Here is a 20,604-nt window from a genome sequence, read left to right as displayed (position 1 = left end):
CCTGAAATCTTGTTGTGGTTTAGAGGACTTTGGCGGTGTTCTTCAGCTTGTCCACCAGGGTCGCCACATCGGGCACCTTGATGCCGGCGCTGCGGGCAGCAGGCTCGGACACCTTCACGGTTTTCAGGCGCGGAGCGACGTCGACGCCCAGATCTTCGGGCTTCATGGTGTCGATCGGCTTCTTCTTGGCCTTCATGATGTTGGGCAGCGTGACGTAGCGCGGCTCGTTCAGGCGCAGGTCGGCGGTGATCACGGCGGGCAGGCCCACGGTGATGGTTTCCAGGCCGCCGTCCACTTCACGCGTGACAGTTGCCTTGCCGTCGGCCAGTTCGACCTTGCTGGCAAACGCTGCCTGGGGCAGGTCGGCCAGGGCAGCCAGCATCTGGCCGGTCTGGTTGGCGTCGTCGTCGATTGCCTGCTTGCCCAGGATGATCACCTGCGCCTGCTCCTTGTCCTGCACGGCCTTGAGCAGCTTGGCCACGGCCAGGGGCTGCAGTTCTTCGCCGGTTTCGACCAGAATGCCGCGGTCGGCGCCGATGGCCATGGCGGTACGCAGGGTTTCCTGAGCCTGGGTCGGGCCGCAGGACACGGCGACGATCTCGGTCACAACACCCTTTTCCTTCAGTCGCACCGCCTCTTCCACGGCGATTTCGTCAAAGGGGTTCATGCTCATCTTGACGTTTGCGATGTCCACGCCGGTGTTGTCCGACTTGACGCGGACCTTGACGTTGTAATCCACCACGCGCTTGACAGCGACCAATGCTTTCATGAGTTTATCTCCTGAGGGTGTGTTGATATTTTGGAAAATTCGCGTGTAACACACGAACATCTTATCGCGTTATATCTATTGACGTAAACGTCAATCAACAAGCATTTTACGTTGGTTTTCCTCGGCTTTGCCTGCGGATAATAGAACGATCGTGCTTTTAATGAGTATACTACCTTCCGGCCACTCGGTTGCGCCCCATTATCGGCCTTCCGTCTGACTTGCCTGTGACAGGGCCTTCGCTGCCGGAGCATGCCCGCCTTCTTCCTGCGAATGCAGTGCTGCCGCGGTGCTTTCGACGCCGCCGCCCGATGCATACAGCCCCTGATGATGCACCACACGCTGCGGGAAGGGAATCTCGACCTTGTGGGCGCGCAGCGACTGCAGGATCTGCTTGTTGATCTCCGAGCGCAGCAGGCCGGTGCCGTTTTCGGGGTCGCGGATCCAGAAGCCCAGACGGAATTCCAGCCCGTCCGCACCGAAGTTTTCCAGGTTGGCCGCCGGAGGCGGCTCGCGCAGTACGCGCGGCTGCCCCAGCGCTGCCTCCACCAGCAGCCGCTGCACCAGATCAATCTCGCTGTCGTAACCCACAGCCACGGTCGTGGACACCCATACCTGCCGGTCGGCCAGCGAGTTGTTCTCCACGCGCTGTGTGACCAGGGTTTCGTTCGGCAGGATGGCCTCGACGCCGGTGAGGGAGCGGATCAGCGTGTAGCGCGCGGTGATGTCGGAAATGCGGCCCTCGAAACCGTCCACCTTGACCGTGTCACCGATGCGGATGCTGCGCTCGGCCAGGATGACGAAGCCGCTCACGTAGTTGGAGGCCAGCTTCTGCAGGCCCAGGCCGATGCCCACGCCCAGCGCGCCACCAAACACCGACAGCGCGGTCAGGTCGATGCCGGCGATCGACAGCGACACGATGGTACCCACGATCATCATGGCCGCACGCAATACATTGCTCATGATCTTGCGCAGCGACAGCATGCTGCCGGTGGCATTGCGCATCAGCTGCTGCTCGGCCAACGCCGACAGCCAGAGCGTGAGCAACAGCGTCAGGCCCACCATCAGCGCCCCTTCCAGCAATGAGCGCGCGTCGAACTGGCTGTTGCCGAGCTTGAAGCTGATGCTCTCGAGCTGCTCCAGGAAAACCGGCAGGATACCGCTCACCCACAGCACCATGCCCAGCCAGATCAGCCAGGAGCCGCGCCGCTCGAGCGTGAGCACCCAGCGCGCCTCATGGAAGGCGGCGCGCAGGATCTTGGCGCCCAGGCGGATCAGCACCAGAGCCACCAGCACCGGCAGCGCCACGCGGAACAGCGAATACCGCAGGGGAACGTCTAGCACGTATGGCGCCACGTTGGCCAGCAGCAGCCAGAGCGCAGGGAACAGCACACCGTCGAAATCGCGGCGCCCGAAGATCACGGAAAAGTGGCGGTCTTGCGCACTGGCGCGCCCCAGAAACAGTCTGCGTCCCAGGTGCGTCAGCAACAGTGCCAGCAGGCCCGCTACCAGGATGGCTCCCAGCTGCGTCAGCGTTTCGGGGCGCGAGATGCGGCTGTACCACTCGATCCAGTCATCGAAGCCCAGGCTTGTGCTGCCCATTGTGTCCTTTCCAGCGTATCGGCAAAAAAATGCCATTCTGGCACAGGCGTCCGCTTCAAGCTGCGTGCACTGGCGCGGCTACACGGCTACACGGCTACACGGCTACACGGCTGCTCGCAGCCGGACTTCGGACAAGGCAATAAAAAGCCGGGCGTGGCCCGGCTTTGCAACGGTTGATTCCCGCCGTCGTCAGACGTCTGCCAGCACGCGCAGGTGCGCCTCGACGCTGCGCGCCAGCGAGCTGAGATTGTAGCCGCCTTCGAGGCAGCTGACGATGCGGCCTTCGCAGTGGCGCTTGGCCACGTCCTTGATGCGCTGCGTCATCCACTGGTAGTCAGCCTCGACCAGGCCGAGCTGGCCCATGTCGTCCTCGCGGTGGGCATCAAAGCCTGCGCTGATGAAGATCAGTTGCGGCTTGAACTCGTCCAGGCGCGGAATCCACATGGCATCGACCAGTTCACGGATGTCCATGCCCTTGGTATAGGCCGGCACCGGCACGTTGACCAGGTTGTCGTCGTGGCGCAGCGGCCAGTCTTCGGGGTAGAACGGGTGCTGGAAGTAGCTCAGCATCAGGATGCGATCGTCGCCAGCGACGATGTCCTCGGTGCCGTTGCCATGGTGCACGTCGAAATCGATGATGGCCACGCGCTCCAGGCCATGGCGGGCCACGGCGTACTTGGCGGCAATGGCCACGTTGTTGAAGAAGCAGAAACCCATGGCACGGTTGCCGCAGGCATGGTGCCCGGGCGGACGCACACAGCAGAAGGCGTTTTCGAGCTCGCCGGCCAGCACCGCATCGGTGGCCTCGACGGCTGCGCCGGCCGCCAGCAAGGCTGCACGATAGGTCTTGCTGTTCATGGAGGTGTCGGTGTCGAGCGAGAAGTGCTGCGAGGAACCTGCGGCAACGTCGTCCTCTTCCAGCCAGTCGCTCATGCCGCGAATGGCGGCAATGTGCAGACGGCGGTGCGCCAGCTTGATCTCGGCCAGGTTGGCCTCGCCGGGGGTACGGCGATCCAGCGCGTCGGCCACGCCGGTAATCAGGAGGCGGTCTTCGATCGCATCGATGCGTTCGGGGCATTCGGGATGGCCTGCACCCATATTGTGCAGCTTGCAGTCCGAATGAATGTAGTAGCCAGTGGCGCCCATTCTTTTGTCTCCTCGGTGTCTATTCTTATCACTACAAAGTGTAATGGATTGTTGCGTGGCGCGCAAACCATCCCCTGCCCCCTGCACACTGTCGTGCAAGGCGGGTTTCGGGCACGCCGCTACCGTGCGGAACGATCCGCTAAACTGTCCGGTCAGACCGTCGGCATGCCGCTTTCATCGTACGCTTTTCCACGCTCCAGCCCCATGATTCCTGACTTGCATACTCCTCTATCCCCTGCCCCCGAGCGCCGCCGCCTGCACCTGCTGGGCGCACTGGCCGGAGCCTCTGCGCTGGCCCTGGCAGGCTGCGGCACGCCACCCAAGCCCGACGAGGGCGCCACTCCCGCGCCCGCCCCTCACCCGCAACCGGCACCCGCCTCCTTGGCTCTCAACGGCAGCTACGCCCAGCGCGCCGACGTGATGGCGCAGGTGCCGAACATGGCCCGCCGCCTCGGCCTACCGGAAACCTTTGTGCGCAATGCCATCGGCAATGCCGACTTCCTGCCCAGCGTCCCGCGCCTGATCCTGCCGGCCGGCAAGGGAGTTCGCCGCAGCTGGCGCGTGTACCGCAGCCGCTTCATCGACAACACGCGCATCCGTGCAGGCGTGCAGTTCTGGAACGAGAACGCCACCCAGCTGCAGCGCGCCGAGCGCGAATACGGCGTGCCGGCCAAGTACATTGTGGGCATCGTGGGCGTGGAAACCATCTACGGACGTAACGTGGGCAACATGCGGGTGATTGATACCCTGGCCACGCTGAGCTTCGATTTTCCGCAGGCGCATCCGCGCGCGGCGGACCGCAACGCCTTCTTCCGCAGCGAACTGGAACACTATCTGCAGCTCACCTGGAAAAACCGCGATGATCCACTCACGCTGCGTGGCAGCTATGCCGGCGCCATGGGCCTGCCGCAGTTCATGCCGTCCAGCTGGGTAAAGCATGCCGTCGACTTCGACCGCGACGGGCATATTGACCTGTTCGAAAGCCCGACCGACGTGGTGGGCTCGGTGGCGCACTACTTCAAGCAGTACGGCTGGGTGAGCGGGCTGGAGCCGGTCTTCGACGTAACCTTCGACCAGAGCCGCCTGCAGCTGGAAACGCTGCTCGGCCCGGACATCACGCCAAGCTTCACGCCGGAACAGTTCAGCGAACTGGGCGCCACGGCCGTGGGCTTGCCCGCCGGCTTCAACCGCAAGCTGGCGCTGATCGAGTTGGAGAATGGCTATGCACCGGCCTCGTATTACGCCGGCACCGACAACTTCTACGTGATCACGCGTTACAACAACAGCAGCTACTACGCCAAGGCAGTGATCGATCTGGCCAATGAAGTCGAGCGTGCGATGGGGCTGCAGGCGCGCTAAGTCGGGGGCGAATGCCTGCAGAGGAAGGCGCTCTGGTCTGACAGGCTGCAAGCAGCGGGACAGTTAGAGTGGTTTCCATGTTTTGGCTACTGGAGAACATGATGACTTTCCCCGCTTCCCTGCGCACAATCGGTCTGGCTGGCGCCATTGCGGCCGGCTCCCTGGGCCTGGCCGCGTGTACCACCACGCCTTCCACCACTTCGCCCACGCCGACGATTCCGTCCAACACGCGCGCGTCCGTGGACACTCAGGTGGACGCTGCACTGAACCGCCTGTACAACACCGTACCCGGCTCGCGTGAACTGGTGGCGCGCTCCAAGGGCGTGCTCGTGTTCCCGGCCGTGGTGGGTGGCTCCTTCATCGTAGGCGGTGAATACGGTCGCGGCGCCCTGCGCGTGGACGGCAAGACACTGGATTACTACAGCACCACCGCGGCCTCGATCGGCCTGCAGGCCGGCGCCCAGTCCAAGGCCGTGTACTACGTCTTTACCACCCAGGAAGCTCTGGACAAGTTCCGCGCCAGCAAGGGCTGGACGGCCGGTATCGATGCAACCGTGGCAGTGGCCCAGATCGGCGCCAACGGCACGGTGGATACCCAGACGCTGCAGCAGCCGGTGGTGGCCTTTGTGCTGAACAACGCGGGCCTGGAAGCCGGCGTGTCGCTGCAGGGTGCAAAGATTTCCAAGATCGCCCTGTAAGTCCCCACTGTTGCCAACAGAAAATAAACCCCGTATCGGCTTTCCGAACGGGGTTTATTTTTGCGTCAGTCCGGACAGGAAAATCCTGTCCGCGCGCGTCGGCCATCAGGCAGCAGCCAGCGCCTGATCCAGATCCGCGATAATGTCATCGCTGTGCTCGATGCCCACGGACAGGCGGATCATGTCTTCGCTCACGCCGGCCTTTTCCAGCTCGGCCGGCGACAGCTGGCGGTGCGTGGTGCTGGCGGGGTGCGTAGCCAGGGTCTTGGCATCGCCGATATTGACGAGGCGCAGGATCAGCTGCAGCGCATCCTGGAAACGCGCGCCGGCTTCACGGCCACCCTTCACGCCGAAATTGAGGATGCCGGAGGCATTGCCCTTCATGTATTTCTGCACCAGCGGATAGTCCTTGTGATCCGGCAGGCCGGAGTAGTTGACCCAGTTCACCTTGGGATGCTGCTGCAGGAACTCGGCCACCTTGCGCGAGTTGTCGCCGATGCGGTCCATGCGCAGCGGCAGCGTCTCCAGCCCCTGCAGGATCAGGAAGGCATTGAAGGGGCTGATGGCGGCGCCCATGTTTCGCAGCGGCACGGTACGGGCACGGCCGATGTAGGCCGCCGGGCCCAGCGCCTCGGTGTAGACCACGCCGTGGTAGCTGACTTCAGGCGTGTTCAGGCGGTGGAAGCGCTCCTTGTGCTCGGCCCAGGGGAACTTGCCGCTATCGACGATGATGCCGCCGATGCTGGTGCCATGGCCGCCGATGTATTTGGTCAGGGCATGCACGACGATGTCGGCGCCGTGCTCGATCGGGCGGCACAGGTAGGGGCTGGGCACGGTGTTGTCCACGATCAGCGGTACGCCGTGGGCATGGGCGATCTCGGCCAGCTTCTCGAAGTCGGTGACGTTGCCGAGCGGGTTGCCGATGGATTCGCAGAAGATCGCCTTGGTCTTGCCGTCGATCAGCTTGGCGAACTGCTCGGGCTGGCGGTAGTCGGCAAAGCGCACCTCGATGCCGTACTGCGGCAGCGTATGGGCAAACAGGTTGTAGGTGCCGCCATACAGGGTGGACGACGTGACGATGTTGTCCCCCGCCTCGGCAATGGTCTGGATGGCATAGGTGATGGCCGACATGCCCGAGGCCACGGCCAGGCCGGCAATGCCGCCTTCCATGGCTGCGACGCGCTTTTCCAGCACGTCCTGCGTCGGGTTCATGATGCGGGTGTAGATGTTGCCCGGCACCTTCAGGTCGAACAGGTCCGCACCGTGCTGCGTGTTGTCGAAGGTGTAGGACGTGGTCTGGTAGATCGGCACGGCCGCGGCGCGGGTGGTGGGTTCGCTGCTGTAGCCACCGTGCACGGCAATGGTTTCGGGCTTGAAGGTGCTGGGATCGAGCGCCATGGGTGGAATTCTCCTGGGGAATACGGTTCTTCTGGAAGGTGGGATGGTACAACCTTCCACCACGTTGGCGGGCCGCTGCCCCTAGACACAATGGTGATTTGCTTATGCAACGGGCAGCAGGACGGATGATGCCCAGCCGGCCAGCGCGCTAACCAGCACCACCAGCCACGGCGCCCAGCGCAGGCGCATCAGCAGCCACAGGGCCAGCCCCGTAACCAGAAGGTCCGCCCACTGATGCAGGCTGGCTGCGCCCTGCTGCAAGAGTGCAGCCAGCAGCAAGCCCACCACGGCGGCATTGATGCCCTGCAGAGCGCTGCGCAGCCAGCGCAGGTGACGCCAGCGCTCCCAGAACGGCAGTGCGCCCGCCACCAGCAGAAAAGCCGGCAGGAAAATGGCAAGCAGCGCCAGGCTGGCGCCTGTCCAGCCAGTGGGCGCCGACTGCATCGTCGCCCCCAGAAAGGCAGCAAACGTGAACAGCGGCCCCGGCACGGCCTGCGCCAGCCCGTAGCCGGCCAGGAATACCGGCGCCTCGACCCAGCCACGCTGCACCAACTCGCCTTCCAGCAGCGGCAACACCACATGCCCGCCACCGAACACCAGGCTGCCGGTGCGATAAAACGCCGCCAGCAACTGCGCCGCCTGCCCCGTCCACGTCATCACGCTGAGGGCAAGCAGCGCCGCAAACAGCATCAGCCAGCCCACGGCCGCGCGGCTGCCCACCGGCACCCGGAGCGAGCCGGCCGCACCCGTGCTGCCCGACCGCAACAGCAGTACACCCGCCACGCCGGCCAGCGCCAGCATCACGATCACCCAGCCGGCCCAGTGCGCTCCCCACCCCATGACGACCAGGGTGGCGGCCAGCATCAGTGCGAGTTGCACCGGACCACGGCAGAACGCCTTGCCCATGCTCCATACTGCCTGCAGGATGACGGCAATAGCGGCCAGGTGCAGGCCATGCAGCAGGCCTGGCGGCACCGCACTGCCCCAGTGCACCAGCCCCTGCGCGGCCAGCACGAGCAAAATGGCCGAGGGCAAGGTAAAACCCGCCCAGGCCGCCAGGGCACCCCCATAGCCCACCCGCATCAGCCCGAGCCCCATGCCCACCTGGCTGCTGGCCGGGCCGGGCAGGAACTGGCACAAAGCCACCAGATCGGCATAGGCCTGCTCGCCCAGCCAGCGCCGCTGCACCACGAAGGCCTCGCGAAAATAGCCCAAATGCGCCGCCGGGCCGCCAAAACTGGTCAAGCCCAGCTGCAGGAAAACAAGGAATACCTCCCGCACGGAAGGCCGGCTGGTGTCAGGCAAAGGGGATGAAGAAGACAGGGGCATGGCAAGGCATGGGAACAAGCATGTCATGATACGGGGCACAGATGACAAATTCCCGCCCTGAACCGGCACCGGCCGTTTGACGCATCCTGTCATGGCCGGCAAGTCCGTTTTCAGCCCCTCACTGCATCCGCACGTCCCGACAATGCCCGATTTCAAGCACATTCTTGCCGCCACCGACCTTTCCGCGCCAGCCCGCCACGCCGTCGAGCGCGCCGCCCTGCTAGCGCGACAAGTGGAGGCGCAAATGGAAGTCGTGCACGTGGCGGATCTGACGCCACTGGAAAAACTGCGCCACATGATGGGCGTGGGGCCCGAGGAACTGAAGGAGCGCGTGGCCACGCGTGCCAGCGAGAAGCTGGACGAGTTGCGGTTCGCCCTGCACAAGCGTCTGGGCGAATTGCCCATGAACGCGCATGTCGAATTCGGTTCGCTGCTGCCGGTACTGGGCGAATACGCGCGCAATGCCGACCTGCTGGTGTGCGGCTCGCGCGGCGAAAGTTTCATGCGGCACCTGCTGCTGGGCTCGACGGCGGAGCGCCTGCTCAATACCGCCGCCTGTCCGGTGCTGGTGGTGAAGCAGCCCATGCACGAGCCCTACCGCAACGTGCTGGTTCCGGTGGATTTCTCGAAGGCCTCGCTGCAGGCCATCCGCCATGCGCAGCAGATTGCCCCGGGGGCGGAACTGGTGCTGCTGCATGTGTACGAGGTGCCGTTTGCCGGCTACCTGCGCTACGCCAGCGTTGAGCACGACACCTTCGCCCACTACCGTGACCAGGCCCGCCAGGAAGCCACGCAGAAGCTGCAGGCATTGCGCGACGACGCCGGCCTGCCGCTGGACAGCACGCGCCTGCTCGTGCTGCAGGGCGACCCGGTGATGCGCATCGTCGAGCAGGAGCAGGAACAGTACGCCGAGCTGATCGTGCTGGGCAAACACGGCGAAAACGCGCTGACCGAGATGCTGCTCGGCAGCGTCACCAAGCGCGTGCTGACCGAAGTGCAGAGCGACGTGCTGATCTCGGTCTGACCCTTTCTGCGGATTGCTTTGCCCTATCCCGCCGCCAGCCCGGTGGCGACCTGAGCTGTTTTACAACGCCAGACGCATGTCCTGGTGCGGCACACCGCACTCTTCGTAGACAGGGCCGAAGGGCTGGTACCCCAGGCGGCGATAGAAACCGGCTGCCGACAGCTGCGCGCCCAGCTGGATATGGCTGTCGCCGCGCATGCGCGCGCTTTGCTGCAGGGCCTGCATCACCAACTGGCCGGCGCCCGTGCCGCGCAAGGGCTGCAGCACGGCCACGCGGCCGATGCGACCGATGCGCAGCGGCCTGCCCTCTTCCTCCAGCTCCAGCGTGGGCAGCAAACGGGCGGTGGCCAGCGCCATGCCGATGCGGTTGCTCACCACCGCATGCAGCGCGGTTTCGTCCAGGCCATCGTATTCCTCTTCGGGTGCGAAGCCCTGCTCCTGCACGAAGACGGGTTCGCGCACCGCGCGTGCGAGTTCGCTCAGGGTTGACCAGTCGCCGGTGCGGCAGTGGGTCATCTCCACGCCGGATTCAAAGGTGCCATACAGATCCCGCAAGGGCTCCGGCACCGGCATGGCGCGCTGCTGCACCGGATCTGCATAGACGTAGAGCAGCTCCGCGCTGTTGAGCAGCTGGTTGCCGCCAAACACCGCCCCGGTGAACAGCAAACTGCTGTTGCCGATACGCTCGCAGCGCAGGCAGACCTCGACCAGATCATCCAGTTTTGCGCTGGCGTGAAACTCGGTCGTCGCCTTCTTCAGGTACACGTCACAGCCAAAGCGGCGCATGGTGTCGCCATAGGCCAGGCCGAGACTGCGCCAGTAGTCGCTGAAGGCGGTGTCATACCAGGCGAGATAGTGCGCGTTGAAGACGATGTTCTGCATGTCCACCTCCAACCAGCGCACACGCAGGCGAGTGACGTGGCGGAAGGAGGAACGGCTGGACGCCGAGAAAACGGCCTGGCTCATGGCAATGACTTCCTTGTACGTGCAAATCAGGGCTGCAGCGCCTCGCGCAGGGCGCGCGCCGCATCCTGGTGTGCCTGTCTTGCCTCGGGAATGGCGTGCCCCATCTTGATGAATTCGTGGATCACGCCGTGGTAGACCTCCAGCTCCACCGGCACGCCGGCATGGCGCAGCTTGTCGGCCCAGAGCAGGCTGTCGTCCGCAATCGGATCGCATTCCGCCAGGCCCAGCCACAGCGGCGCCACGCCATCCACATGCTCGGCGTGGATGGGGGCAAAGCGCCAGTCGGCAAACTGTGCAGCATCCTCGACGAAGGTGTGGAACATCCACTGGATCTGCGGTTCGGTGAGCAGAAAGCCTTCGGCATAGAGCTTGCGGGACGGCGTGAGCGCCTCGGCCTGCATGCCGGGGTAGAACAGCAGCTGCAGGCGCAGCGAAATGCCCTCTTGCGCGGCCTGTACGGCACAGCCCGCCGCCAGTGTGCCGCCGGCACTGTCGCCACCCACTGCGATGCGGGTTTCATCCAGGCCCAGCACGGCTGCGTGTTGCGAGACCCAGTGCACCGCATCCCAGGCATCGTTGAAGGCTGCAGGGAACTTGTGTTCGGGCGCCAGACGGTAATCCACCGACAGCACGGCGCAGCCGCTCAGGTGGCTCAGCACGCGGCACAGCGTGTCATGCGTCTCCACGCTGCCCACGACGAAGCCGCCTCCATGGAAGAACACCAGCACAGGCAGCACGCCCTGCCCTTCGGCCAGCGGTGCATACAGACGCGCCGGCAGGGGATGGCCGTCGCGGTTGGGAATCTGCAGGTCTTCGACGCGCGCCAGCGCGGGGGCATCCACTTCGAGCACATGCGAGCCCATGGCATAGGCTTCGCGCGCCAGATCGACCGGCAGCGATTCCATGGGTGGACGCGGCTTGCGGTGGATGCGCTGCAACAGATGGCGGACGTGCGGCTTGAGATGGCGCCAGGCTTCAGGCTGAATATGGGGATCGGGCAGGTGCATGGAAATTTCGGAAGAATCAGCCTGCCATCATAGTGGCCTGATGCGCGATGGATCGGGACGCTCCAGCCATTCGGCGAATTCTTCCACCAGCTGCTGGCTGGCCGCCACCGCCTGCGTCCAGGCCTTGACGCGGCCTGCGTGGTCGTCGATATAGTGTTTGAAGTCGTTGCGGTCCGGCAGCTTGCCGTTGGGCAGCTGGCGCACCCAATCCGGATCGGGCGCGAGCAGCAGCATGTGGTCCAGCGCAGACGTGCTGGCATGGCGCCATTGCAGCGCCTTGTCGAGCCAGCCCGGCACCACGGCCTGCTGGAAGTGGGGATAGAGCACGATGCTGCCGGTACCGTCCGCGCTGGCCGGGGCGGCGGCCTGCCCCTGCAGATAGCGCAGGTGCAGGTGGTAGTCGGTGATGCCGCCATCCCAGTAGGCGCCGCGCGGCGCGCCCGGGATGTCGTGCACGGCCTGCAGCACGAAGGGAATCGAGCCGCTGGCCTGCAGCGCAGGCATGAAGTTGTCGGGCGTCAGGGCCACCTGGTGCGTGCGGAAATCGGCGGTGTCAAAAGGAAGTGCACCCAGCCCGTTGCGCTCCACCGTCGGCGCGGAGAACACCACGCGGTCCAGCCAGTGCGACAGTGCCTGCCGGTTCCAGGCGTTGGCACCATAGGCCGCCAGATAGCCGAGATGGCTGCGCCCTGCCCCCTCGCGCGCCAGCAGATGCCGCCCGCGTGCCGTGACCACATGCAGGCGGTAGCGCGGATGTTCCAGCACCTCTTCGACGCGGCCGCCATAGAACTGCTGCAGATTGCGGGCAAAGGCTGCGCTCACTTCGGATGGCGGCGGCAGGCGCTTGCGCCCGCGTACCGTGCGCGTCTGGAATTCCTCGTTGATGTAGTTGTACTCGAGCAGCTGGAAGGCCTGCACCGCATCGGGCAGGCAGGCGGTTGCCATGCGCCAGGCGCCGATCGAGGCACCCACCAGATGCACCGGCTGCGCACTGCGTGGCAGCCAGTCACCGAACAGGAACTGGTCCATGCGCAGCAGCATCAGCCCCTTGGGCCCGCCCGCCGCAGCGGGAATCACCCCGATGTGCCTGGGCAACAGGCCATGCTGCTGTACATGGCGCAAGGCGGCAGGTCCGGCGTAAATGGCTAGGGCTTGCATGGCAAATGGGCTCGAAGTGGAAAGTAAGCAGCAAGTGTAGCCAGCCCGGATGGCCGAAGCTGAATGCAGCATTCACCTGCCGGAAAACGTGATGCAGTACCGCTTTCCGCCGCAACGCACGGCAAGCGCATCTTGCAGCGCCGGATGCAAGCCGTAACAATCAGGCTCCGCCCGGGGATTGAAGCGGTTTGCGCTCCCCCGCATATGGGATGGCCGCGCATGCGGCATCGTCGCCCACCACAAGGAGTACGCACATGAATGCCATGGACATGGCCCAGGGAGATCCCCGTCTGGAAGCAGCGATCGTCCGTTCGCGCAAGCTGCTGCACAAGAAGGCCATGACGGGCGCCGTCACCAGCATGGTGCCGATTCCGGGCGTGGACTGGCTGGTGGACGCCTCGCTCATGACCAAGGTGATTCCGCAGATCAACCAGGAGTTCGGCCTGACGCAGGCGCAGATCGCCCGGCTCGATCCGCAGAAGCAGGAGCGCATCCAGAAAGCGATTGCCGCCGTCGGCGCGGTGATGGTGGGCCGCCTGGTGACCAAGGAGCTGGTGCTGCGCGCCGCGCGCATGGTGGGCATGCGCCTGACGACCAAGCAGGCCGTCAAGTACGTGCCGCTGGCGGGCCAGATGGCGGCCGCCGCGCTGGGCTATACCGCCCTGCGCTATCTGGGCGAGCAACACATCCGCGACTGCGTGCGGGTGCTGCGCGAAGCCGGGCTGGCCGAACTGCTGCCGCCCGCGCAGTCGCTGGAATTGCCCCTGGAAACCCCGGCACGCAAGCGCACGCTGGGCAAATGGCTGGGGCGCCCGGGTCAGGATTCAGCCACCTGAATGCGCTGGCTGGCGTCCTGAATCCATTCCGGGATGCTAACGACACCATGGCTACGCTGATGCGTGGCCATTTTTGTCTGGTGCATGCAAAGCCACCCGGTGCGCGCCGATGCCGGGCAGGGACGCGTTTGCACCCAGTTAGCAAGCCGTCAGCCAGACAAGGCACAATAACGCCTGCAAAACGCTGGCGCAGTCGGCCAGTGAGGTATTGCCATTACTTGAACAGACCCAAGGAACACCCATGACCACCATCATCAAGCAGGATGACCTGATCGAATCGATTGCTGCGGCGCTGCAGTACATCAGCTTCTACCACCCGGCCGACTACATCCAGCACCTGGCGCGTGCCTACGAGCGCGAGCAATCGCCCGCCGCCAAGGACGCAATGGCGCAGATCCTCACCAACAGCAAGATGAGCGCCACCGGCCACCGCCCGATCTGCCAGGACACCGGCATCGTCAACGTGTTCCTCAAAGTAGGCATGGACGTGCGCTTCGAAGGCCTGACCGGCAGCCTTGATGACGCCATCAACGAAGGCGTGCGCCGCGGCTACAACAACCCCGACAACCGCCTGCGCGCCTCCGTCGTGGCCGATCCGCAGTTTGCCCGCAAGAACACCAAGGACAACACCCCCGCCGTGATCCACGTCGAGCTGGTACCCGGCGACAAGCTGGACGTGACCGTGGCGGCCAAGGGCGGCGGCTCCGAAAACAAGACCAAATTCGTCATGCTCAACCCCAGCGACAACCTGGTGGACTGGGTGCTCAAGACCGTGCCGCTGATGGGCGCCGGCTGGTGCCCGCCCGGCATGCTGGGCATCGGCATCGGCGGCACTGCCGAAAAAGCCATGCTGATGGCCAAGCAGGCGCTGATGGAAGACCTGGACATGTACGAGCTGCAGGAAAAGGCCTCTTCCGGCGCGGAACTGTCCGACGTCGAGAAGCTGCGTCTGGAACTGTTCGAGAAGGTCAACGCACTGGGCATCGGCGCACAAGGCCTGGGCGGCCTGACCACCGTGCTGGACGTGAAGATCAACATGTACCCCACGCACGCAGCTTCCAAGCCGGTCGCCATGATCCCGAACTGCGCCGCCACACGCCACGCCCACTTCGTGATGGACGGCAGCGGTCCGGTCTACATGGATCCCCCGAGCCTGGACCTGTGGCCCAAGGTCGACTGGACGCCCAACACCGAAACCAGCAAGCGCGTCGACCTCAACACCCTGACCAAGGAAGAAGTCGCCAGCTGGAAGCCGGGCCAGACCCTGTTGCTCAACGGCAAGATGCTGACCGGCCGCGATGCCGCGCACAAGCGCATCCAGGACATGCTGGCCAAGGGCGAAAAGCTGCCGGTCGATTTCACCAACCGCGTGATCTACTACGTGGGCCCGGTCGATCCGGTCGGTGACGAGGTCGTCGGCCCCGCCGGCCCGACCACCGCCACCCGCATGGACAAGTTCACCGACATGATGCTGGAGCAGACCGGCCTGATCGCCATGGTCGGCAAGGCCGAGCGCGGTCCGGTCGCCATCGAGTCGATCAAGAACCACAAGTCGGCCTACCTGATGGCCGTGGGTGGCGCCGCCTATCTGGTATCCAAAGCGATCAAGGCCGCCAAGGTGGTCGGCTTTGAAGACCTGGGCATGGAAGCCATCTACGAATTCGACGTGGTCGACATGCCCGTGACTGTCGCCGTGGATGCCGGCGGCACCAGCGCCCACATCACCGGCCCGGCCGAGTGGGAAAAGCGCATCGCCAGCGGCGAGTTCAAGGGCATCGACATCACGTCGGCCTGAGGCACGTCGTACTGCGGGCGGGGCTGTTTCGCGCGGCTCCTGCCAGCCGGCCGCCTGCACGGTATTTGCTGCGAAAACCCGCTGTTTTCGTGAGCAAGGCCGGTGCGGCGGCTTTTTTGTGTCCGCCGCCCAGCCCGCACCCCGTGGCGGCACGCCATTTCTGGCATCATGCTTCCATCGCGGAGTGAAGTGTTTGCTCCGCCTGTCCAGACCGATTGATCATGCAGCCCGATCCCGCACTTGCCTCCCGTCCCATTGGCGTTTTCGACAGTGGCGTGGGCGGGTTGAGCGTGCTGCGCCAGTTGCTGCGCCTGCTGCCGCAGGAGGATTTCGTCTATCTGGCCGATACCGCCTGGGCACCCTACGGCGAACGCAGCACGGAAGAAATCCAGCAACGCAGCCTGGCCATCACGCGTCATCTGGTCGATGCCTATGGCATCAAACTGCTTGTCGTGGCCTGCAACACCGCCACGGCGCAAGCCGTACACGCGATCCGTGCGGCCTGGCCAGAGCTGCCCATCGTCGGCATCGAGCCCGCCATCAAGCCCGCCGCCGCCCTGACCATGACCGGCCATATCGGCATCATGGCCACGCACGCCACAGTGAAAAGCCAGCGTTTCCAGCGGCTGGTGCAGGAATGGTCCGGTGACCGCCAGATGCATATCCAGGCCTGCAACGGACTGGCGCTGGCCATCGAGAACGCCCTCGACAACCAGGCCAATCCCGACGGCGAAACCGTGGACAGCCTGTGCCGCCGCTACGTGCAGGCCCTGGGCCCGTTCGTGCAGGACGATGCGCAGAACGGCATCGATACGCTGGTGCTGGGCTGCACGCACTACCCGTTTGCGGCCGATGTGCTGCGCCCGCTGGTCGGCCCGGGGGTGCGCCTGATCGAGCCCGGCGAGCCCGTGGCGCGCCAGACGGCTCGGCTGCTGGAACAAGCGCACCTGCTGCGCCAGGCCACGCTGGAGCACTCGCCCCTGCACCATGGCCGACTGGAGCTGCTCTGCACCGCCGCGCCCAGGCGCCTGGAACTGGCCGCCAGCCAGTGGCTGCATCTGCCCCATCCGCAGGCACAGCTGCTGCAGGCTTACACCGCCCACTGAGCGCTGCCCGGTCTTTGCGCAAAAACCTCACGGAGATCCTGCAGGACTCCTGCGGGCTCATGCCCCCTGCACTGACGCCAGCGCCGCCTCGCGCCCGCGCTGCACCCGCATCGGCCACAGGAACAGCAATCCGGCGACAAAGAAGGCACTGCAGGCCACGATGGCAATGCGCTGGTTGCCCCCCGCCAGCCAGGTAATCAGCCCGTAGCTGATCGGCCCGACAATGCTGGCAATGCGCGTCGCCGTGGTCCATAGCCCGAAGAATTCCGCCAGTTGCTGCGGCGGCGCAAACAGGCCAACCATGGCCCGCCCCGCCGACTGGCTGCTGCCCATGCACAGGCCGGCAATCGTGGCCGCCACCCAGAACTGCGCCTTGTTCTGCGCCAGCGCCGCGATCACGCACACCGCGATCCAACCCACCAGCGTGAGCGACAGGGCCAGCCGGTGGCCGATACGGTCCTGCACATAGCCGAACACCAGCGCGCCCAGTGCCGCCGCCAGGTTCAGCACCAGAATCAGCACCATGGTTTCCTGCGGCGCAAAGCCGATCACCTGTTCGGCATAGATGGCTGCCAGCGCGATGGCCACCGCCACGCCCGCCTGGTAGCAGACAGTGCTGCCCAGCAGCAGACGCAGGTCGGGCAAGTGCGCGGCCTGCCGGTAGGTCTGTCGCAGGTGCCGCGGCGCATCACCCACGGTCACGGCCGCCCGGGTGCCTGCCACCGGAGGGCGCGCATGTTCGCGCAGCAAGGCGAAGGTGACCAGCGCGGGCAAGCCGTACATCACGGCCGTGAGCAGCATGGTGACCGGGACAAAGCGCGCTGCCGGCTCGCCCCGCTGCTGCGCCCACAGCACGTAGGCCAGACACAGCCCCAGCGTCAGCATGCCGCCCAGATAGCCCAGTCCCCAGCCCAGCCCGCTCACGCGCCCCATGGCCTCCGGCCGCGCAAGTTCCGGCAGGAAGGAAGCCGTCAGCGACTCGCCAAAGCTGTAGAAGATGTTGGAGACAATGATCAGCCCCACGGCCAGCGCCACCATGCCCGGCTGCGCCAGCGCCAGCGCCGCCGTGGCCAGCACACAGCCCGCCGTGGTCAGCATCAGCAGCCGCTTCTTCTGCGCATGCGCATCCGCCCAGGCACCGATCGCCGGCATGAGCAGCATCACCACGGCATTGGAAACGCCCAGCGCCAGCGTCCAGGCCAGCGTCGCCCAATCCGCCTTGCCCGCAATCCCCGCCACGAAATAGGCGGAGAACACCGCCGTGAGCACCACGGTGGTGTAGCCCGAGTTGGCAAAGTCGTACATCGCCCAGCCGAACACCTCGCGGCGGCGCACGCCGGGGTTCAGGGCGGAATCGGGAAGCAGGCGCATGAATCAGGCAGACAGCATGGAAAAGCCGACAGTCTGCCAGACTCGCGTGACGGTTCCGTTCAGTGCAGGTGCCGCGGCTTGTTGCGCCCGCGATGGCCGCCATTGCCGCTGCCGCGCGGCGGCTTGCCGATCTCGAGCGATTCCACCAGCGCATCGAAGCGCTGGGTGAACAGCTTGTCCACCTCGCCCACCACACCGGTCAGCTCGGACGCATCGAAATGGCGCTCCATCAGGCTGATCACGTCCTGTACCAGCAGGTCGCGCTGCACCTGCATGATGGCCGCGGGCGTGGGGCCGACGAAGACGATCATGAAGTCGTCACGCGAGTCCTCGTCGCGCATCTCTTCGTCTTCCTCGTCGAATTCTGCGTCGTAGAAAGTGACCTCGATCGGCGCGCCGGTGCTGGCAAGCTCGTTCAGGTTCATGCACATGTCGTCGACATTGCGGCGGAAGTCCTCGTCGCCGCGCACCGTCCAGCACATGCGCAGCAGGTGCTGGCGCTGGTCGAACTGCAGGCCGGGTTCTTCCTCGTAGTGGCTGATGGCGCCTTCGGCCAGCGAGCGGGCGCCGGCATATTGCCACAGGGGCTTGAGGGCCTCCTGCACGTCGGCCACTTTCACGTCGGGATGCAAAGAGACCTCGCCGTGCACATGAATCTCAAAGGGGGGGTCGTAATGTGCCATAGGATTTCTCTGCAGATTGTCTTGTCCTCCGGCAGCCAGGCTGCCGGGCAGTGCCGGGAGCACACGGCTGCCGGACATCGTCCAAGTGTACCGGAGCTTGCCCGCACAGGTGTGCCGCTGCGTCCACAGGCATGATCAGTAAATTGCGGCCGTTTCATGACGCCTGCATGGCGACGCGCTAGAATGGGGTTTTACTGCATATGCATTGACCACACAGCCAAGAGCGAGAAAGGCAGCACGGGTTATGACACCGCGAACTACGCCCTCTTCCTTTTCCGGCACCCTTATCACAGGTGTCGGGCCGCTGCTTGCTGGCACGCCCGCCTGAATCCTTTCCAGGCACTCCGAGCAAAGCGCGGCACTGTCCGCGCTTTTTTGTTGTCTCCTTTTTCCGCAGCACCATGATTACCATCACTCTCCCCGACGGCTCGCAACGCAGTTTTGAACAGGCCGTGACCGTGGCCGACGTGGCCGCCAGCATCGGCAGCGGTCTGGCCAAGGCCGCCCTCGGCGGCAAGGTGGACGGCAAGCTGGTCGACACCAGCTACCTGATCGAGCAGGATGCGCCGCTAGCCATCATCACCGCCAAGGATGCCGACGGTCTGGAGCTGATCCGCCACTCCACCGCCCACCTGCTGGCCTATGCCGTCAAGGAACTGTTCCCCGACGCCCAGGTCACCATCGGTCCGGTGATCGACAACGGCTTCTACTACGACTTCAGCTACAAGCGCCCGTTTACGCCGGAAGACCTGGCCGCCATCGAGAAGAAGATGACCGAGCTGTCCAACAAGGACGAGCCGGTGGTGCGCCGCGTGCTGCCGCGCGACGAGGCCGTGGCCTACTTCAAGGGCCTGGGCGAGAACTACAAGGCCGAGATCATCGCCAGCATCCCGAGCAACGAGGATGTGTCGCTCTACCGCGAAGGCGCCTTCGAGGACCTGTGCCGCGGCCCGCACGTGCCCAGCACTGGCAAGCTCAAGCACTTCAAGCTGATGAAGGTGGCCGGTGCCTACTGGCGCGGCGACAGCAAGAACGAGATGCTGCAGCGCATCTACGGCACCGCGTGGGCCAGCAAGGATGAGCTCAAAGCCTATCTGCACATGCTGGAAGAAGCCGAGAAACGCGACCACCGCAAACTGGCGCGCGAACTGGACCTGTTCCACATCGACGAGCACTCCCCCGGCACCGTGTTCTGGCACCCCAAGGGCTGGAGCATCTGGCAGCAGGTGGAGCAGTACATGCGCAACGTCTACCGCGACAACGGCTACCAGGAAGTGAAAGGCCCGCAGCTGCTCGACAAGGGCCTGTGGGAAAAGACCGGCCACTGGGACAAGTACCGCGAGAACATGTTCACCACCGAGAGTGAAAAGCGCGACTATGCCCTGAAGCCCATGAACTGCCCGGGCCACATCCTGATCTACAAGCAGGGCGTGCGCAGCTACCGTGACCTGCCGCTGCGTTACGGCGAATTCGGCCAGTGCCACCGCAACGAACCCAGCGGCGGCCTGCACGGCATCATGCGCGTGCGCGCCTTCACGCAGGACGACGGCCACATCTTCTGTACCGAAGACCAGATCCTGTCCGAATGCAGCGCTTTCACCAGCCTGCTGCAGAAGGTCTATGCCGACTTCGGCTTCACCAACATCATCTACAAGGTGTCCACCCGCCCCGAACAGCGCATCGGCTCGGACGAGGTCTGGGACAAGGCCGAGCACGCGCTGATGGAAAGCCTGCGCGCCTCCGGCTGCGAGTACGTGATTTCTCCCGGCGACGGCGCCTTCTATGGCCCCAAGATCGAATACACCCTCAAGGACGCCATCGGCCGTGAATGGCAGTGCGGCACCATCCAGGTCGATTTCTCCATGCCGGAGCGGCTGGATGCCGAGTTCGTGGGTGAGGACGGCAACCGCCATCGCCCGGTGATGCTGCACCGCGCCATCGTCGGCAGCCTGGAACGTTTCATCGGTATCCTGATCGAACAATATGCGGGCGCCCTGCCCGCCTGGCTCGCTCCGGTGCAGGTGGCGGTGCTCAATATCACCGACGCACAGGCCGAATATGCCCAAAACGTGGCTCGGATGCTGCGAAATCAAGGTGTTAGGGTCATCACAGACCTGCACAATGACAAGATTACCTATAAAATACGCAGTCACGCCACGCAAAAGCTGCCGTACATCCTCGTCGTCGGCGACAAGGAAAAGGAAAATGGCAACGTGGCGGTACGCGCCAGAGGCAATCAGGATCTGGGCGTGATGTCGGTCGAGAGCTTCGCCAAGCTGCTGCAGGACGACATCGCCCGCAAATCCGCCGTTTCCACACCGGAGCAGGCTTGAGCACTTGGCGGCGGTTTTTCACCCGAG

17 protein-coding genes are annotated in these 20,604 nt (G+C 64.7%); 7 read left to right on the top strand and 10 right to left on the bottom strand.

What is annotated here, in order from left to right:
• Positions 1 to 19 precede the first annotated feature (19 nt).
• From KKQ75_RS03930 to KKQ75_RS03920, 3 genes are all read right to left on the bottom strand, one after another.
• Entirely contained in the window at positions 20 to 769 is a 750-nt protein-coding gene (locus KKQ75_RS03930) for an electron transfer flavoprotein subunit beta/FixA family protein (protein ID WP_213360464.1), read from the bottom strand.
• A 198-nt stretch (positions 770 to 967) separates the two neighbouring features.
• Entirely contained in the window at positions 968 to 2,368 is a 1,401-nt protein-coding gene (locus KKQ75_RS03925) for a mechanosensitive ion channel family protein (protein WP_213360463.1), read from the bottom strand.
• 189 nt (positions 2,369 to 2,557) lie between these two features.
• Positions 2,558 to 3,514, bottom strand: coding sequence for a histone deacetylase family protein (locus KKQ75_RS03920; protein WP_213360462.1), 957 nt, complete (start codon positions 3,512 to 3,514; stop codon positions 2,558 to 2,560).
• A 204-nt stretch (positions 3,515 to 3,718) separates the two neighbouring features.
• On the opposite strand from KKQ75_RS03920, the gene mltB reads away from it, so the two are divergent.
• Both mltB and KKQ75_RS03910 read left to right on the top strand, forming a co-directional pair.
• Positions 3,719 to 4,873, top strand: a complete 1,155-nt coding sequence (gene mltB, locus KKQ75_RS03915; protein WP_213360461.1) for a lytic murein transglycosylase B — start codon at positions 3,719 to 3,721, stop codon at positions 4,871 to 4,873.
• Between the two features lie 101 nt (positions 4,874 to 4,974).
• Positions 4,975 to 5,571 carry a BPSL1445 family SYLF domain-containing lipoprotein gene (locus KKQ75_RS03910; protein WP_434087718.1) on the top strand — a complete coding sequence of 199 codons (597 nt, stop codon included), beginning with the start codon at positions 4,975 to 4,977 and terminating at the stop codon, positions 5,569 to 5,571.
• A gap of 105 nt (positions 5,572 to 5,676) precedes the next feature.
• Here the strand turns inward: KKQ75_RS03910 and KKQ75_RS03905 are convergent, their stop codons facing one another.
• On the bottom strand, positions 5,677 to 6,969 hold the full coding sequence (locus KKQ75_RS03905; protein ID WP_213360458.1) for an O-acetylhomoserine aminocarboxypropyltransferase/cysteine synthase family protein: 1,293 nt from the start codon (positions 6,967 to 6,969) through the stop codon (positions 5,677 to 5,679).
• A 102-nt stretch (positions 6,970 to 7,071) separates the two neighbouring features.
• Entirely contained in the window at positions 7,072 to 8,298 is a 1,227-nt protein-coding gene (gene chrA / locus KKQ75_RS03900) for a chromate efflux transporter (RefSeq protein WP_213360456.1), read from the bottom strand.
• 142 nt (positions 8,299 to 8,440) lie between these two features.
• Between chrA and KKQ75_RS03895 the strand changes: the two genes are divergently transcribed.
• Complete coding sequence (locus tag KKQ75_RS03895; RefSeq protein ID WP_213360454.1) at positions 8,441 to 9,322, top strand: universal stress protein; 882 nt, start codon at positions 8,441 to 8,443, stop codon at positions 9,320 to 9,322.
• Positions 9,323 to 9,382: 60 nt separating this feature from the next.
• Here KKQ75_RS03895 and KKQ75_RS03890 read toward each other — a convergent pair whose 3' ends face one another.
• From KKQ75_RS03890 to KKQ75_RS03880, 3 genes are read right to left on the bottom strand one after another with little or no spacing between them, the layout of a single operon-like run.
• Complete coding sequence (locus tag KKQ75_RS03890; RefSeq protein ID WP_213360451.1) at positions 9,383 to 10,288, bottom strand: YbgC/FadM family acyl-CoA thioesterase; 906 nt, start codon at positions 10,286 to 10,288, stop codon at positions 9,383 to 9,385.
• A 26-nt stretch (positions 10,289 to 10,314) separates the two neighbouring features.
• On the bottom strand, positions 10,315 to 11,295 hold the full coding sequence (locus tag KKQ75_RS03885) for an alpha/beta hydrolase (protein WP_213360448.1): 981 nt from the start codon (positions 11,293 to 11,295) through the stop codon (positions 10,315 to 10,317).
• 27 nt (positions 11,296 to 11,322) lie between these two features.
• The gene (locus KKQ75_RS03880; protein ID WP_213360445.1) at positions 11,323 to 12,453 is read right to left on the bottom strand and encodes a patatin-like phospholipase family protein; all 1,131 of its coding nucleotides are present in this window, start codon (positions 12,451 to 12,453) and stop codon (positions 11,323 to 11,325) included.
• 254 nt (positions 12,454 to 12,707) lie between these two features.
• Between KKQ75_RS03880 and KKQ75_RS03875 the strand changes: the two genes are divergently transcribed.
• From KKQ75_RS03875 to murI, 3 genes are all read left to right on the top strand, one after another.
• On the top strand, positions 12,708 to 13,289 hold the full coding sequence (locus KKQ75_RS03875) for a hypothetical protein (protein WP_250130994.1): 582 nt from the start codon (positions 12,708 to 12,710) through the stop codon (positions 13,287 to 13,289).
• Between the two features lie 241 nt (positions 13,290 to 13,530).
• Positions 13,531 to 15,084: a fumarate hydratase gene (locus KKQ75_RS03870; RefSeq protein WP_213360444.1), complete on the top strand. Its 1,554-nt coding sequence runs from the start codon at positions 13,531 to 13,533 to the stop codon at positions 15,082 to 15,084.
• A gap of 221 nt (positions 15,085 to 15,305) precedes the next feature.
• Complete coding sequence (gene murI / locus KKQ75_RS03865) at positions 15,306 to 16,190, top strand: glutamate racemase (RefSeq protein WP_213360443.1); 885 nt, start codon at positions 15,306 to 15,308, stop codon at positions 16,188 to 16,190.
• 57 nt (positions 16,191 to 16,247) lie between these two features.
• On the opposite strand, the gene KKQ75_RS03860 is transcribed toward murI, so the two are convergent.
• Positions 16,248 to 17,561 carry an MFS transporter gene (locus KKQ75_RS03860; protein WP_213360442.1) on the bottom strand — a complete coding sequence of 438 codons (1,314 nt, stop codon included), beginning with the start codon at positions 17,559 to 17,561 and terminating at the stop codon, positions 16,248 to 16,250.
• A gap of 59 nt (positions 17,562 to 17,620) precedes the next feature.
• Entirely contained in the window at positions 17,621 to 18,244 is a 624-nt protein-coding gene (locus KKQ75_RS03855) for a DUF6806 family protein (RefSeq protein WP_213360441.1), read from the bottom strand.
• A 401-nt stretch (positions 18,245 to 18,645) separates the two neighbouring features.
• Here KKQ75_RS03855 and thrS point away from each other — a divergent pair, with 401 nt between their 5' ends.
• Positions 18,646 to 20,577, top strand: coding sequence for a threonine--tRNA ligase (gene thrS / locus KKQ75_RS03850; RefSeq protein ID WP_213360440.1), 1,932 nt, complete (start codon positions 18,646 to 18,648; stop codon positions 20,575 to 20,577).
• Positions 20,578 to 20,604 lie beyond the last annotated feature (27 nt).

The sequence above is a fragment of the Brachymonas denitrificans genome (assembly GCF_907163135.1).
GTDB lineage: Bacteria > Pseudomonadota > Gammaproteobacteria > Burkholderiales > Burkholderiaceae_C > Brachymonas > Brachymonas denitrificans_A.
This window is presented reverse-complemented; position numbering and strand designations above follow the sequence as displayed.